The 15,527-nt window shown below is 55.7% G+C and carries 15 protein-coding genes; 7 read left to right on the forward strand and 8 right to left on the reverse strand.

Features of this window, described 5'->3' with window-relative positions; all coding sequences use genetic code 11:
• Positions 1 to 228: 228 nt before the first annotated feature.
• The 3 genes from IE156_RS10195 (at position 229) to ada (ending at position 3,750) form a co-directional block, all read left to right on the forward strand.
• On the forward strand, positions 229 to 1,173 hold the full coding sequence (locus tag IE156_RS10195; protein ID WP_229841207.1) for a histone: 945 nt from the start codon (positions 229 to 231) through the stop codon (positions 1,171 to 1,173).
• A gap of 115 nt (positions 1,174 to 1,288) precedes the next feature.
• Positions 1,289 to 1,852, forward strand: coding sequence for a YggT family protein (locus IE156_RS10200; protein WP_189392434.1), 564 nt, complete (start codon positions 1,289 to 1,291; stop codon positions 1,850 to 1,852).
• A gap of 167 nt (positions 1,853 to 2,019) precedes the next feature.
• Positions 2,020 to 3,750: a bifunctional DNA-binding transcriptional regulator/O6-methylguanine-DNA methyltransferase Ada gene (gene ada, locus IE156_RS18535; protein WP_189392435.1), complete on the forward strand. Its 1,731-nt coding sequence runs from the start codon at positions 2,020 to 2,022 to the stop codon at positions 3,748 to 3,750.
• Positions 3,751 to 3,805: 55 nt separating this feature from the next.
• On the opposite strand, the gene IE156_RS10210 is transcribed toward ada, so the two are convergent.
• The 8 genes from IE156_RS10210 to IE156_RS10245 form a co-directional block, all read right to left on the reverse strand.
• Positions 3,806 to 4,297, reverse strand: coding sequence for an outer membrane lipoprotein (locus tag IE156_RS10210; RefSeq protein ID WP_189392436.1), 492 nt, complete (start codon positions 4,295 to 4,297; stop codon positions 3,806 to 3,808).
• Positions 4,298 to 4,354: 57 nt separating this feature from the next.
• Complete coding sequence (locus IE156_RS10215; RefSeq protein ID WP_189392437.1) at positions 4,355 to 5,296, reverse strand: carbohydrate kinase family protein; 942 nt, start codon at positions 5,294 to 5,296, stop codon at positions 4,355 to 4,357.
• An 8-nt stretch (positions 5,297 to 5,304) separates the two neighbouring features.
• Positions 5,305 to 6,576, reverse strand: coding sequence for a zinc-ribbon and DUF3426 domain-containing protein (locus IE156_RS10220; RefSeq protein WP_189392910.1), 1,272 nt, complete (start codon positions 6,574 to 6,576; stop codon positions 5,305 to 5,307).
• 24 nt (positions 6,577 to 6,600) lie between these two features.
• Positions 6,601 to 7,521, reverse strand: coding sequence for a 50S ribosomal protein L11 methyltransferase (prmA, locus tag IE156_RS10225; protein WP_189392438.1), 921 nt, complete (start codon positions 7,519 to 7,521; stop codon positions 6,601 to 6,603).
• A gap of 95 nt (positions 7,522 to 7,616) precedes the next feature.
• The gene (gene accC, locus IE156_RS10230) at positions 7,617 to 8,966 is read right to left on the reverse strand and encodes an acetyl-CoA carboxylase biotin carboxylase subunit (RefSeq protein WP_189392439.1); all 1,350 of its coding nucleotides are present in this window, start codon (positions 8,964 to 8,966) and stop codon (positions 7,617 to 7,619) included.
• A 4-nt stretch (positions 8,967 to 8,970) separates the two neighbouring features.
• A complete protein-coding gene (gene accB, locus IE156_RS10235; RefSeq protein WP_189392440.1) occupies positions 8,971 to 9,417 on the reverse strand; it encodes an acetyl-CoA carboxylase biotin carboxyl carrier protein in 447 nt (148 codons plus the stop codon).
• An 85-nt stretch (positions 9,418 to 9,502) separates the two neighbouring features.
• Positions 9,503 to 9,937, reverse strand: a complete 435-nt coding sequence (gene aroQ / locus IE156_RS10240; protein WP_189392441.1) for a type II 3-dehydroquinate dehydratase — start codon at positions 9,935 to 9,937, stop codon at positions 9,503 to 9,505.
• A 161-nt stretch (positions 9,938 to 10,098) separates the two neighbouring features.
• Positions 10,099 to 10,596 (reverse strand): TlpA family protein disulfide reductase, encoded by a 498-nt coding sequence (locus IE156_RS10245; protein WP_189392442.1) that lies wholly within the window; start codon positions 10,594 to 10,596, stop codon positions 10,099 to 10,101.
• A 108-nt stretch (positions 10,597 to 10,704) separates the two neighbouring features.
• On the opposite strand from IE156_RS10245, the gene mpl reads away from it, so the two are divergent.
• From mpl to IE156_RS10265, 4 genes are read left to right on the forward strand one after another with little or no spacing between them, the layout of a single operon-like run.
• The gene (gene mpl, locus IE156_RS10250; RefSeq protein WP_189392443.1) at positions 10,705 to 12,069 is read left to right on the forward strand and encodes a UDP-N-acetylmuramate:L-alanyl-gamma-D-glutamyl-meso-diaminopimelate ligase; all 1,365 of its coding nucleotides are present in this window, start codon (positions 10,705 to 10,707) and stop codon (positions 12,067 to 12,069) included.
• A 28-nt stretch (positions 12,070 to 12,097) separates the two neighbouring features.
• The gene (locus IE156_RS10255) at positions 12,098 to 12,685 is read left to right on the forward strand and encodes a YqiA/YcfP family alpha/beta fold hydrolase (protein ID WP_189392444.1); all 588 of its coding nucleotides are present in this window, start codon (positions 12,098 to 12,100) and stop codon (positions 12,683 to 12,685) included.
• Between the two features lie 41 nt (positions 12,686 to 12,726).
• Positions 12,727 to 14,616 (forward strand): ribonuclease catalytic domain-containing protein, encoded by a 1,890-nt coding sequence (locus IE156_RS10260; protein ID WP_189392445.1) that lies wholly within the window; start codon positions 12,727 to 12,729, stop codon positions 14,614 to 14,616.
• 5 nt (positions 14,617 to 14,621) lie between these two features.
• Positions 14,622 to 15,491, forward strand: coding sequence for a TonB family protein (locus tag IE156_RS10265; RefSeq protein ID WP_189392446.1), 870 nt, complete (start codon positions 14,622 to 14,624; stop codon positions 15,489 to 15,491).
• Positions 15,492 to 15,527 lie beyond the last annotated feature (36 nt).

The raw sequence follows: 15,527 nt of genomic DNA on the forward strand, positions 1-15,527 counted from the left end.
ACTGATGCTCAGAACGCAACTTATTGGAGACAGCCAGCATCTATTCGCAAATCCATAAGCCACAAGCTATGATTAATGCTTGACTGTCTAGAGGCTTACGTTAGACTTCTAAGCGTATAAGGTATCTACCTTAAACGCCTGCGTCATTTGAAAAAGGCCATTGCAGTTTTCCAGGCCAGGTCAAATGGGTGTGGACAAACTAAAGACTTGTTCTCGAGGAGCATGATCATGGCAACAGCCAAGAAAGGCGCAGCAAAAGCAGCAAGCAGCAAAACCGTCAGCCCTAAAAAAGCAACGCCAGCCAAAACAGCCGCAGCTCCAGTCAAAGCGACTGCTACCAAGACCAGTCCCAGCAGCAAACCCGCTGCCACAAAGTCCCCCGCTAAAACCACTGCCACCAAGACCAGCAAGGCTGCTGTAAAAGCCCCTGCCAAGTCTACGGCCAGCGCCGCCGCCAAAAAAACGGTAGCGAAAAAAGCAGCGGTCAAGAAAGCCACTCCAGCAAAAACCACTGCAGTAAAAACTGCGACGACCAAGACCACAGCGGTCAAAACGGTAGCTAAAAAAGCGGCAGCCAAAAAGACTGTTGCTAAAAAAGTGGTCGCCAAAAAGGTAGTGGCTAAAAAGGCTGTGGCCAAAAAAGCGGTTGCTAAAAAGGCAGTTACCAAACAGGCAGTTGCCAAACAGGCACCCGCCAAAAAAGTCGTCGCTAAAAAAGCAGTCGCCAAGAAAACAGTGGCCAAAAAAGTAGCTGCGCCTAAAACGGCCAGCACTAAAACAGCCGCTGCCAAAAAGCCTGCCACTGCTGCCGCTAAAAAAGCGACCAGCACCAAAGCAAGCAAACCTGTGGCCAAAAAAGCCACGCCAAGCAAAGCGGCAGCTAAACCTGCCACCAAAACCAGCACCAAGGCAGCCGTAAAGACAGCGGCTAAAAAAGCCAGTCCTGCCACCAGTGCCAAGAAACCCGTAGCTCCAAAGAAGAAAGAAGTTAAATCCGTGACCGCAGAAACCAAGACACCAAAGACCAGTTCCAACGCAGAAGCAGCGCCTAAAGTCGGCAATAAAACAGCCGCTCGCAAGGCCACTAAAACGGCTGCGGCCGCTACCGAGGAACGCCGCGAAGACCTTAACCCCGCTGGCTCCTGGCCCTTCCCGACTGGCAAGCGTCCTTAATCGCACGCTGCTTGTTTATTTTTCCTCCAAGAGCCACCCTGATCAGGGTGGCTCTTTGGTTTTGTAGCACTTGCATGCGACAATTCCCTCTCCCCTCAACTCATACCAAGCAACTATGTTCAGTGAAGTCGCCCTCTTCCTAATCCATATTGTTCTATCGCTGCTGGGCACGATTTTGCTACTGCGTGCCTGGGTGTATGCGCTCAGAATTCATCCTTTCAATCCTTATTCGCAAGCCATGTTCAAAGTAACGGACTGGCTGATCATGCCCTTGCGACGTGTGATCAAAAGCGGCAATCGTTGGGACTGGACCTCCTTGGCCGGTGCCTGGCTCAGCGCCCTGATCTACCTGGTTCTTAGCGCCATGGTGCTGACCGGGTCGGTAACGATGCTGTCCAACCTACCCATGTTCTTGCTGGCCGCTGTCTTTACCGTGCTGCGCTGGACCCTGAGCCTGGTCTTTTGGGTCGTGCTGTTGCAAGCCCTGCTGTCCTGGATTCAGCCACAATCGCCCAGCATGCCTTTGTTGCGCTCCATTACGGCTCCCCTGCTGGACCCGATCCGCCGCGTCTTGCCCGATTTGGGTGGCCTGGATCTGTCGCCTCTGGTCTTGTTGCTCCTGACCCAGGTTCTGAATATGGTCATCACCCGCACGGCTTTTAGTCTGGTACCCATCTAAACACTGGACAGTGCCTGCTTGAAAAAGCCTGAGCATCGCGCTCAGGCTTTTTTTTGATCCAGAATTCTGACTACTTGTAGAGGCTCGAATTCAAGAGCAAGAATCAGGATGTCTTGCCCAAATGGGGACTTTATACTGGCCTCATCACCAATCTGCAGGCTACTTCTATGACTCGCCTTCACACCAAACAGGACCCGACCAGCCGCTACCATCAGGCAGAACAATTCCTGGCTGCGCTCGATGAAGACTGGCATGCACTGATCAAGCTCGTTGGCCCTTGCGTGCATCAGCCCCGGCCAGAGCGTGACCCCTATGAGGCCCTGATCCGCTCCGTGGTGTATCAACAATTACACACTCGTGCTGCTGAACGCATCTTGCAGCGTCTGATCAATATCTACCCGCACGGTCACTGCCCCAGCCCTGAGGAAGTGCTGGCCACCCCTTATGAAACCTTACGTGCTTGCGGCTTGTCCGGTGCCAAAGCCACCAGTATTCTGGGACTCGCCCAGGCACGCTTGGACGGCATCATTCCCGATCAGGCCACAGCATTGAACATGCCAGACGAAAAACTGATCAAGCGACTGACCACGCTGCGCGGCATAGGCCGCTGGACCGTGGAAATGATGATGATGTACACGCTGGAACACGAAGACATTCTGCCGGCCGATGACTTTGGTGTACGTGAAGGCTATCGGAACTTGAAGCGTCTGGACAAAGCCCCCAGCGCACGTGTCTTGCGAGAGCTGGGCCAAGCATGGGCGCCATATCGCAGCGTGGCGTCCTGGTACTTGTGGCGCATGCCACGACAGGCGGCAACACCTGCTCCCTACCGAACAGATGCACAACGCTGGCAAGCCATTGTGGAGCGGGACAAACAGGCGGATAGCCATTTTGTGTATGCCGTCCCCAGCACCGGTACTTATGCCCGGCCCAGCGCCGCATCACGACGTCCGAACAAAGAGCATGTGCGCTATTTCGACACCGCCGAGCAAGCCGAACAAGCTGGTTTCAGGGCCAGCCGTCACAAGCATGCGGATCGTCAGCAGCAGTCTGAGCAGCGTCACGATTTGATCGTCCAAGCCTGCCGTCTGATCGAAACACAAAACCCCGCTCCTAAACTGGAAGAGCTGGCTGACTCCCTGGGGATGAGCCCGTATCATTTCCATCGTATTTTCAAAGCCCAGACCGGGCTGACACCGCACGCTTATGCCAAGGCGCATCGCAGTCAGCGCCTGCGTCAAGAACTGGATAAAGCCGGGCAAAGCATTACCGACGCGATTTACGAGGCGGGCTACGGTACCCACAGCCAGTTCTACGACGAATCCCACACCATGTTGGGCATGCCTGCCAAGACATTCAGAAAACAGGGCCAAGGCCGCATTATTCGTTTCGCAATTGCGCAATGCAGTCTGGGCGCGCTACTGGTTGCTGAAAGTGATCGCGGTATTTGCGCCATTTCCTTGGGTGATGACCCCAAGAGCCTGCTGGAGCAATTGCAGGATCGCTTCAAGGCGGCTGAATTGATTGGCGCAGATCCACAGTTCAACCAACGGGTAGCACAAGTCGTGGCGATGGTTGAAGAGCCTGCTGTCGGTTTGAGTCTGCCCTTGGATATCCAGGGTACGGCCTTTCAACAACGAGTCTGGGAGCTGCTGCGCCATATTCCTGTCGGCCAGACATGGAGCTACACCGAACTGGCCGAGCGTTTAGGCATGCCCAATGGTGCGCGTGCAGTAGCACGGGCTTGCGCCAGCAATACTCTGGCCATTGCCATCCCCTGCCATCGGGTCGTACGCCAAAGCGGTGATCTGGCCGGTTATCGCTGGGGCCTGGAGCGCAAGAAAACCTTGCTGGAGCGGGAACGTTCCAAGGCCGCCAGCCACAACAAACCTGCATAAAAAAATCCCGGCTATCAAGCCGGGATTTTTTATCATCAAAGCCTGAAGGCTTTGTTTACATAGGCACCACACGGGTTGGGCCATTGCCACTTAGCATGCGTACACGCTGACCAACGGAAACGGGGACATCCGCTTCCTGGGCCACAACACGAGTCTCGCCATTATCCAGCTGAACCGTGATTTCCAGACCCTGGGTTTTGCCCATGCGGTTTTCAACCGCATTACCGACAATACCGCCCAGCAAGGCACCACCAATACTGGCCAGAATGCTGCCGCGACCGCCACCAATAGTGCTGGCAGCCACACCACCCAGAGCCGCGCCACCCAAGGTGCCGACGCCCGACGATTGGTCATCCTGAATAGTTACCGTACGCACGGCAGCCACAGTGCCCAAACGCACGATTTGCTCGCGCTGGGCCTGACCGTAGTTATATACCGAGCTGGATGCCGATTTATTGGCACAACCCGCCAAGAAAAGTACCGGCGCTGCCAGGCTCGCCACGACCAGCAGACGTACTTTGGGACGATCAAAAAAAGAAACGTACATACGGTTTACTCCGAAAAACGTACCTGGCCGAATCATAGAAAATTGCTGAGTGCCGTCTTAGAGGCTGCGCTCAATACCATAATGCTGTTTTAGCATGGCCGAAATGTCTGACCGTTTAAATTCATGATTTTGCGGGCCATCGCTCTCGATTTTAATACTGCCCATCAAGTTGCCCAAGCCACAAGCCTCTTCCCAGCTCCAGCCTTTTGTAAGGCCATATAACAAGCCAGCCCGATGCGCATCGCCGCAACCCGTAGGATCCACTACTTTTTCGACCACAACCGGTGCAATGTCGATTTTCTGACCATTGTGATAAAGCGTGCTGCCATGCTCGCCACGCGTCACCACAGCCGCTTGCAAGCCCTGTGCAATCTCATCCATGCTCTTGCCCGTACGCTGCTCAATAACTTCGGCTTCGTACTCATTAGCCGTAAGAACTTGACACAGTTGCAGCATCTCCAGCAGGTCCTCGCCTGTGTACAAAGGCATGGCTTGGCCCAGGTCAAAAATAAAGGGGGTGCCTTGCGCATGCAGACGGCGGGCATGGGCAAACATCCCGTCTTTCGAGTCCGGAGCCACAATCCCCCACGCTGCTTCTTGGCCGGTCACATCGATTTTGGCCGAGTTCACCATCGCACCGGGGTGAAAAGACGTAATCTGGCTGGCAGCCAAGTCTGTAGTGATGAAACACTGCGGGGTAAACATTTCAGGCATCACACGCACCATGCTGGTATCAATACCCTGCTCTTGCATGTGCTGCACATAATCCACACCGTCGCTGCCCACCGCGCCCACAGGCACGGGCTGGCCACCCAGCATATTTAGCGTGTAGGCGATATTCCCCGCACAACCGCCCCATTCCTTGCGCAAGCTGGGCACAAAGAAGGAAACGCTCAGGGTTTTAATGCTATCGGGCAAGATGTGATCTTTGAAGTAACCCTCGAAAACCGCGATCGTATCAAACGCGATCGAACCACATACAAGCACTCGCTCGGTCATAAATTACCTTATGGAAAAAAAGGGCTAATCTGGTAGCCATTAACTTGAAGCTGCCCGGTATTCAGGGGCAAGCGCACCATGAGTTCACTGCGCGCTGCAAAGGCAGGCTCTCGTCGCTCGGGAGCCAAATACTGGTCCGGCGTAATATTGCGTCGGGCAATCAAAGCCCCGGAAAAATCTTTTAAATCAAGAACCAAAGTGGGCCATTCCTGGGGCCGCTCAAACTCGTTGCGCAGCGTAAAACCCAGCGTGGACTGCTCAGGCTGATTGGGTGCCTTGTGCAAGGCGGAGGCCTGGACACGAATCTGGTCCAGGCGTCGCTCGTAAGGCACTTTGCAGGACAAGGTCTGGCACGTGCGCTCGAACACCGGGCGCAACATGGGTACCTGACTGACAATTTGCACACGGTACACATATAACAACTGCGCCACGAACAGCAGCGCGCCCAATACACACAAGCTGGTCCAGAACAAAGAGCCAACGCGCTGGGCCAGACTAGCCTCACCCTCGTAACGTGTTTCCCGCTGCAAGGCGGGATTGGGATCAATCACCCAGTCTTGCTCGGGCGAATCGCTATCTTGATCATGGGTGCCATCGGCCTGACGAGACGGGAAAGACGCGCGCAAGGTACTGGCGCGATCGCCCACACTGAACTCGGGCTCAGCAGTCGACCAGGATGCCTGACCAATATGGTGATCGCCCTCTGGTCCAGCGGCAGAGCTGGCAGAGACAAAAAAGGGTGTATCTTGATCATCCTTAGGCAGAGGCTCTGGCCGGGAACGTGCACGGATGACAGAAGGTTCTGCGGCTGTGACTGAGGGCTCTACCAGCGTCACGGAAGGCTCTACTACGGGCGGGACAGAAGGCTCTGTCGGTGCCACAGCGGACTCTGCCGGCGTGACAGGTGCGTGCACCAAAATGGAGTCTGGAAATTTGCGAACCTGCAAAGATTCATGGGCCGTGCCTTCATCACGCGGCGGGGCGTGACGGGAATGCTCCACAAAACGAGGTCCTGGTATGGGAGCCTGCAGATCCACTGTATATGCCTGCTCCTGCCGTGTCGAAGCCGGTGGCTTCAACTCTAGGCTAGGCTCGACCTGAACCGGCGCAGGAGGGGCCACATAGGAAGGCTCAGGGGCTTGCTCATCGATGACTTCTTCAAAGCCATCAAAGATATGCGCACATTGAATGCAGCGTATATAGCCCCGGCGGCGTTGCAGCACTTCCACGCTGGCTGCAAACGATGTCCCGCAACGGGGGCAGCGAGTCTTTAGCTCCATGAACTCACCTTAAGTTCTGCCGTCTTAGAACGGGCGTTGACCAGCCAGACACACCCAGCCATCACGCATCTGCCAGACCGACAAGGGTAGATACGCGGCATACACCTCGATCATTTCCTCGGCTTGCCAGTCATAGATACCGGACAGAATCAGATGCCCACCCGGTTTAACGCGGTTGGCTAGCATAGGGGCCAGCATACGCAGGGGATTGGCCAGAATATTGGCAACTACCAGATCTGTTTGCCCGGCGGGCATGGCATCGGGCAGCAAGCCCTCAACCTCGACCTGATTGACTTGCGCATTGTAGCGCGTAGCAATGACGGCCTGCTCGTCAATATCCACACCAACCGTGGTGCCTGCACCCAGTTTGCGGGCGGCAATAGCCAAAATGCCAGAGCCGCAACCATAGTCCAGCACGGTCTGGCCGGGCTGCACATGGTGCGCCAACCAATCCAGACACAAATGGGTAGTAGGATGGCTGCCCGTACCAAAGGCCAGACCGGGGTCCAGTTCGATGCGAACCAGGCCATCATCGCCTTCCTGCGCAAGGGGCAGATCCTCGTCGTCCTTGTGCCAGCTGGGAACGATCAAAATACGATCGCCCACTGGAATGGGGCCAAACTGCGACTGCGTCAAACGCACCCAATCCTGATCGGGTACGTCGCGCACGCTCCATTGCGCTTGCTCAGGCGTCAAAACACCCGCATCAAAGAGCGGTTGCAACAACTCTTCAGGCTCCAGGTCCTCGGGCAGCAAAGCCACAACCCAATTACGATCCCAGGCCAGCACATCGGGCTCGATGCCGGGTTCGCCAAACAGAGGCTTTTCCTGCTCGGTATCACCGTCAGCATCTTCCACCGATACCGACAAGGCACCGGCCTCCAGCAAGGCATCGGACAAGCGCTCGGCTTCGTGCTCCTGGCAGCTCAGTAAGAGTTCACGCATACATAGTTTCCATAAAGCAAAACAGGGGCGAGCCCCTGTTTTGCATAATCATCATTGCAATCAGGCCAGGCCCCTGGCCTGACCTGTCGCTGGCCTTACTTGTTACGTTGGGCCAGTTTTTGTTCCAGGTAATGAATGCTGGTGCCGCCTGCCTTGAAGCTGGCGTCCTTCATCAATTCCCGGTGCAGATCCACGTTCGTCTTGATTCCTTCCACCACCATTTCGGACAAGGCAATGTCCATACGGGCAATGGCTTGCTCGCGCGTTTTACCGTAGGTAATCAGCTTGGCAATCATGGAGTCGTAATACGGAGGCACGGTGTAGCCGGTGAATACGTGCGAGTCGATACGCACGCCAGGGCCACCGGGAGTGTGCCACTTGGTAATCAGACCTGGGCTTGGTACGAAGTTGAACGGATCTTCCGCATTAATACGGCACTCGATCGAGTGGCCTTCAAATTCAATGTCACGCTGACGCAGGACGAACTTCTCGCCTGCCGCCACTTTGATCTGCTCTTGAACCAGATCAATGCCGGTGATCATTTCAGTGATGGTGTGCTCGACCTGAATACGGGTGTTCATCTCGATAAAGAAGAACTCGCCATTTTCGTACAGGAACTCGAAAGTACCGGCACCGCGATAGCGCATGCGACGGCAAGCGTCAGCACAACGCTCACCAATACGTTCGATCAGGCGGCGAGCAATCCCAGGAGCGGGTGCTTCTTCAATGACTTTCTGGTGACGACGCTGCATGGAGCAATCGCGCTCGCCCAACCAGATTGCATTGCGTTCACCATCGGCCAATACCTGAATTTCGATATGGCGTGGATTCTCGAGGTACTTTTCCATGTACACCTCGGGATTATTGAACGCAGCAGCCGCTTCGGTCTTGGTCGTGGCAACGGCCGTCAACAAGGCTGCTTCGGTGTAGACCACGCGCATGCCTCGACCACCACCACCGCCAGAGGCCTTAATGATGACCGGGTAGCCAACTTCACGTCCAATGCGAATGATTTCCGCCGGATCGTCTGGCAAAGCGCCGTCCGAACCAGGAACCACAGGCACGCCGGCCTCGATCATGGCTTTTTTGGCCATAACCTTATCGCCCATCGTGCGGATGTTCTCAGGACGTGGGCCGATAAAGACAAAACCGCTCTTTTCGACACGATCGGCAAAGTCTGCATTTTCAGCCATGAAGCCGTAGCCAGGATGAATGGCTTCAGCATCAGTGACTTCTGCGGCCGAAATAATCGCAGGCATGCTCAGGTAGCTGTCACGGGCCTGGGCGGGACCGATACACACGGCCTCGTCTGCCAGGCGCACGTACTTGGCACCACGATCAGCTTCAGAATAAACGACGACTGTCTTGATACCCATCTCGCGGCAAGCGCGCTGGATACGCAAGGCAATTTCGCCCCGATTGGCGATTAGGACTTTTTCAAACATATCATCAACCGATGACGAACAGAGTCTGACCGTATTCTACCGGCCCGCCGTTTTCAATCAGGATTTCCTTGATGACGCCGGACTTGTCGGCCTCGATCTCGTTGAGCAGCTTCATCGCCTCGATGATACACAGGGGCTCGCCTTCCTTGACCGTTTGGCCAACTTCAACAAAGGGAGCAGCGCCTGGGCTGGGAGCGCGGTAGAAAGTGCCGACCATCGGGGACTTGACTGCGTGGCCCTCGGGCACAGCAGGTGCAACAGGAGCAGCAGCGCCAGCACCGGGAGCAACAACCTGGGCTACAGGAGCCTCGGGAGCATAGACCACAGGAGCTGCCGAGCTTTGCGAAAATTTAACAATGCGAACCTTGTCATCACCTTCAGTGATTTCCAGTTCAGCAATGCCGGACTCGGCGACCAGATCGATCAGGGTTTTGAGTTTTCTAAGATCCATGCGTACTTCCCGCAACGCCGCACTAGCCACTGACTGGGTCAGGACGGCATTAAAAAATATTGGTCAAAAAAACGAAACGAGCCGCCTAACTATTCAAAGCAAACCGCAGAGCGGCTTCATAGCCGTACGCCCCCAGCCCCACAATGACACCGCTGGCGGTGTCAGACAGATAGGAGTGGTGACGGAACGGCTCACGACGGTGAACATTGGACAGATGGACTTCAATAAACGGAATACCGACACCGGCAAGTGCATCCCGTATCGCCACGCTGGTGTGCGTATAAGCTCCAGCATTGATCAGGATGAACTCGACGCCCTCGGCACGGGCTTGGTGAATTCGATCGACGAGCCCGCCTTCGTGATTGCTTTGAAAAAAATGACACTGCGCGCCATGCTGGTCGGCCAGCACCTGTAATCCACTGTTAATGTCATCGAGAGTCTGATGCCCATAGACATCGGGTTCTCGTGTTCCCAGCAGGTTAAGGTTGGGCCCGTTAAGGACCAGAACATGTTTCGCCATAGCGGATTTTTCGTCAAGACAGACCGCCTTTTTACGCTAAATAACGTCATTTGTCCATAAACCTGCTTGGCTTACAAACAGTTAGCAATCGTCCCATCCCGTTTTAAACAGGGCTGCAACAGACCCGTAATTTGACGAAATTAAGCGAAAAAGTCGGCCAGTTAGCGTTGAGACTTAATAACTTCGTCCAATTTTTGGGGATCTATCTGGCCCAAAATGCGTTCGTTGACCCGGCCATTGCTTCCAAACACGACGGTAAAGGGCAAACCACCCTTTTTATTGCCCACGCTGCGCATTTGTTTGAGCCCGCCCGAGCCTGCCAGGAGAATGTCGTAACTGACAGGAACGCGCTCCAGGAACTCCTGCACATTGTCCAACGAGTCCACGGCGATACCCACAAAGCTGACGTCGGGGTAGCGTTCATGCAGGGCTTGCAGGTCTGGCATTTCCTTCACGCAGGGTGCGCACCAGGTAGCCCAGAAGTTAATCACCAAAGGCTTGCCTATATAAGTAGACAAGGAGCGATCTTCGCCCTGCAGATTCTTGAAGCTTTGAGCCAGAAAAGGATCCGATGGCAACAAGCTGGCCCAAGGGGCAGGATGCAAAGCCAAGAGACTGGCACACAGTAAGGATTTCTGGAGAAAAAAACGCCGACGCATACTGGCTCACACTTGAAAAAATATCACCAGGGGATGATAGCACCGGCCCTCACCAAAGCTCACGCATCAGATCAAACAGTCGTCTAGAATACAGGCCGGAGGATTGTCATGCACATACATATACTAGGAATTTGCGGCACATTCATGGGCGGTCTGGCCCTGATTGCCCGTTCGGCAGGCCATACCGTCACCGGTTGCGATGCGGGGGTCTATCCGCCCATGAGCACGCAACTGGAAGAACAAGGCATCGCCCTGATCGAAGGCTTTGGCGCAGAACAAACCGGTCTGGCCCCTGATCTCTATATAGTGGGTAATGTGGTTACGCGCGGAAATCCTCTGATGGAAGCCATTCTGGATCAGGGTTTGCCTTATACCTCCGGCCCCCAATGGCTGGGTGAAAACATTCTGCACAAGCAGCATGTGCTGGCGGTGGCTGGCACCCATGGCAAAACCTCCACCAGCTCCATGCTGGGCTGGATTCTGGAACAGGCCGATCTATCGCCCAACTTCCTGATTGGTGGCGTGGCTCCTGGCCTGGGCGTTTCAGCCCGCTTCAATCCAGAGCAATCATTGTTTGTGATTGAGGCCGACGAATACGACACCGCCTTTTTCGACAAACGCTCCAAATTTGTCCACTACCGCCCGCGCACGGCCATTTTGAACAATCTGGAATACGATCACGCCGACATCTTCCCCGATCTGCACGCTATCCAGACCCAATTTCACCATCTGGTGCGTACTATCCCCTCCACCGGACTGATTCTGACGCCCACCCATACCGCCAGCCTGGATGAAACCCTGGCGCGAGGTTGCTGGACGCCTGTCGAACAGTTTGGCCCCGAAGGCGATTGGGACAGCAAAGCCCTGAGCCCCACCTCCTTCGAGGTGTGCTTCAAAGGACAGCCCCAAGGTGTCGTGCAATGGACACTGACTGGCGAACACAATCGCCTCAATGCCCTGGCCTCTATCGCCGCAGCGCATCACGTAGGGGTGAAACCCGAACAGGCTTGCGCCGCGCTCAGCCAATTTGCAGGCATCAAACGCCGTATGGAAGTACGCGGTGTGGTCAATGACGTTACCGTCTACGACGATTTTGCCCATCACCCCACAGCTATCGCCACCACACTGGCCGGATTGCGCAGCCAGACTGGCAAGGCCACCCGAATTCTGGCCGTGCTGGAGCCGCGCTCCAACACTATGAAACTGGGTGCCATGGCCGCCCGCCTGCCCGGCTCGCTACAAGAGGCGGATCTGGTGTTCTGCTATGGCGAAACCCAGGGCAAGCACGCACTGGGCTGGGATGCGGCCCAAGTACTGGCCCCTTTGGGTGATCGCGCCACAGCCTGGAATGATTTGGATAAAATGGTGCAGGCCATTATTCAGGCCAGCCAGCCCGGCGATGCCATTGTCGTGATGAGTAACGGCAGTTTTGGCGGCATTCATCAGCGCCTGCTGGATCAACTGTCAAGCTGACCCTCTTATATATATAGCAGGTGCCCCCATGATCCTCTATCTACACGGCTTTCGTTCCTCGCCTTCGTCCTTTAAAGCGCAGCGCCTGAAACAAACCTTGCAGGACAGAGGCTTATTGCATCTGTGGCGTTGCCCCCAGCTACCCGCCAGCCCAGCCCAAGCCATTGCCATGTGCAAACGGATTGTGGATACGGAAATGCAAGCAGGTATGGTGCCAGAGCAATTATGCGTGATGGGTTCCTCGCTGGGCGGTTACTATGCCAGCCACCTGGCCCAGTTCTATCACAGCCGTGCCGTCTTACTGAACCCGGTCGTCTACGCAGGCCGGGATCTGGCTACGCAAGTGGGCGAGCACGTCTGTTATCACTCGCCGGACCCGTTTCACTTTCTGCCTGACTATGTGGATGAGCTTAACGACATTCACGTGCCTCGCCCGGTCGATCCCCAGCGCTTTTACCTGCTGGCGGCCAAAGGCGATGAGGTGCTGAACTGGCGCGAAATGGCCGACTGGTACAAGGGTAGCCAAGGGCACATTCTGGAAGGAGGTGATCATGGGCTGTCTGACTTTGATCCCTGGATCGACGATATTTTGCGCTTTGCCTTGCCACAACCTTAAATATATTTACCGGATGGCCCACGCCATCCAGATGGAAAATCATGTACGTCCTTTTTGAAGACAGCGGTAATTTCAAAGCAGAAAAAATATTTTCTGACAGCGATACCACCATGCAGGTGGAATCCGCGTCTGGCAAACGCAGCAAAATAAAGAAAAACAGCGTTCTGTTTAGCTTTGAGCAACCTGCTCCTGCAGAGCTGCTGGAGAAAGCGCAAGCGCTGGCCGAATCCCTGGACATCGACTTTCTATGGGAATGTGCGCCTCAGGAAGAGTTTGAAGCTGCCAGCCTGGCCCAGGAGTATTTTGGCCACGCGCCCAGTGCCGTTGAAAAAACCGGCACTATTTTTGCGCTGCACAGCTCGCCCGCTTACTTCCACCGCCGTGGCAAGGGTCTGTATCGCCCCGCCCCCCCGGACATTTTGCAAGCAGCCCTGGCTGCGATTGAAAAGAAACGGCTGCAGCAAGAGCAAGTTCAGGCCTGGGCTGAGCAAATGATCAAGGGCGAATTGCCGCCCGAAGTCGCCGAGAAAGCCGGTACCTTCCTGACCCAGCCCGACAAGAACACGCTGGAATGGAAAGCCTTTGATCAGGCCCAAAAGGAATTGAGCGTCAGCACTGAAAAACTGCTGCTCTCGCTGGGCGCCTGGTCCAACCCGCTGACTTTGCATCAGCATCGCTTCCTGGCTGCTCATTTCCCTAAAGGCACGGGCTTTCCTGCCACGACTCTGCAAAACTGGGGCCAGGATCTGCCGGAAGCCGACGTTACTGCTTACTCGGTGGACGATGCCAACACCATTGAAATCGACGATGCCTTGTCGGTTCAACACCCCGAGCCGGGTCGCCTGCGTGTCGGCGTACACATTGCCGTCCCCTCTCTGGCGATGGCCCGTGGCAACGAGGTAGACCAGATTGCCCGCAATCGCATGGCAACGGTCTACACGCCGGGCTACAAGATCCCCATGCTGCCGCCCGAGTTGATTGCACATTTTTCGCTGGATCAAGGCAAAAGCCGCCCCACCCTGTCTTTGTATATTGATGCCGATATCAATACAGGCGAAATTCTGTCGCACCAGACCCGTCTGGAGCGTATTACCGTCGCTGGCAATCTGCGCCAGCATGAGCTGGACCCCCTGATCAGCGAAGAAGCACTGAACGACGACACGGCTGAACTACCCTACGCAGAATGGCTGCGCCCTCTCTGGGCTTTCTCGCGTCAGTTGTCGGCCCAGCGTGAAGCCGTACGCGGCAAGCCGGAAAACAATAACCGCGTGGAATACAGTTTTGAGCTGGACGGCCCACATGACGACCCGGATTCCATCATTCGTCTGGTGCCACGGGTGCGAAACGCTCCCTTAAGCCTGCTGATTGCCGAATACATGATTCTGGCCAATCAGCTATGGGGCGGTTTGCTGGCCGAGCACAATGTGCCCGGTATTTACCGCTCCCAGCAGTTCATGCGCACCCGCATGTCCACTACACCCGGCCCACATGACTCCATTGGGGTGCCGCAATACATCTGGTCCACCTCACCGTTGCGCCGCTATGTGGACTTGATCAATCAAGGACAGATTCTGGCCGCTGCCGAACATGGCATTTCGGCCCGTCTGGTTGCCCCCTTCCAGCCCAAGGATGCCGATCTGTACGCCATTATTGGTGCCTTTGAGTCGCAATACACCCAGTGGGCGGATTACCAGTCCTCGCTGGAACGTTTCTGGTGCCTGCGCTGGCTGCAACAAAACGACATCAAGCAAGTACAGGCCAGCTTCATCAAAGAAGATCTGGTGCGTTTGACCAATGCGCCTCTGGTTCTTCATGTGCCCGGTCTGCCTGCTCTGGAGCGTGGCCAGGAAGTGACCCTGGACCTGCTGTCTTTTGATGAGTTGGCTTTGACAGTAGAAGCTCGTTTGCGCTCGGTCGCCACCGCCGACTAAGCATCATGTCCAGACCCGACCGCCGCCCCGCGCCTAAAGACTATCTATGGCTGGCGGTCGCCCTATCTGCGCTGATACACCTGGTACTGATCTTCTGGCCTGCTCGCACGCCCTCGCCAGCCCCGGCCAATAACCTGGACGTGGCACTGGTCAATTTCAGTACCGACTCGGTGCCCTTGCATCCCCAACTGTTGGCCCAGCTCAATCTGGACGGTGGGGGCGAACACCAGCAAGGGCAAGCCAGCAACCCGCTGCCCCTGACAGACCCCAACCTGCCTAATCAGTTGGTGCTGGAAGCCTTGCGAGCGCGCCAGCAAAGTCTGGAGGCCGAGCAACAACGTCTACTGGGCGAGTTGGAAAGCAAAGACAAAGCGCCTCCCTCCACCCCCAGTCCCGAATATATTGGCGCGTCCATCGAGCCTGGCCCGGACGATCACGATCTGGACCCGCAAGTTCACAATAGCCAACTGGCCATTTTGCGTGAACAGATTCGCGAGCAACAACGCCAGCCCCGCTATCACTATCTAGGCCCCAGCGCCCAGGCCAGCGATCAAGCCCAATACCTGGATCAATGGCGTCAAAAAATTGAGCAAACTGGCACACGTCATTACCCACGTCAGTCGGGCGAACAGCTCTATGGCCAGCTTCAGATGACGGTCTATATCCGACGCGATGGCAGCCTTTTGCGCGCCCAGATTACCCAGCCCGCAGAAGAGGCAGCCTTGAATCTGGCTGCCCGCCGTATTGTGGAGCTGGCGGCTCCCTTCGCGCCCCTGCCCGAGCAAATGGCCCCCGGTTCCGATGTCCTTGTCATCACCCGCACCTGGAGTTTCACGCATGACAAGCTCAGCATGCACAGCTCGGACCCACAGTAAGACCGTATTGTCCTGAACAAGCACAAGCGAACGCAG

It is taken from the genome of Alcaligenes pakistanensis (genome assembly GCF_014652815.1).
Taxonomy (GTDB): domain Bacteria; phylum Pseudomonadota; class Gammaproteobacteria; order Burkholderiales; family Burkholderiaceae_B; genus Alcaligenes; species Alcaligenes pakistanensis.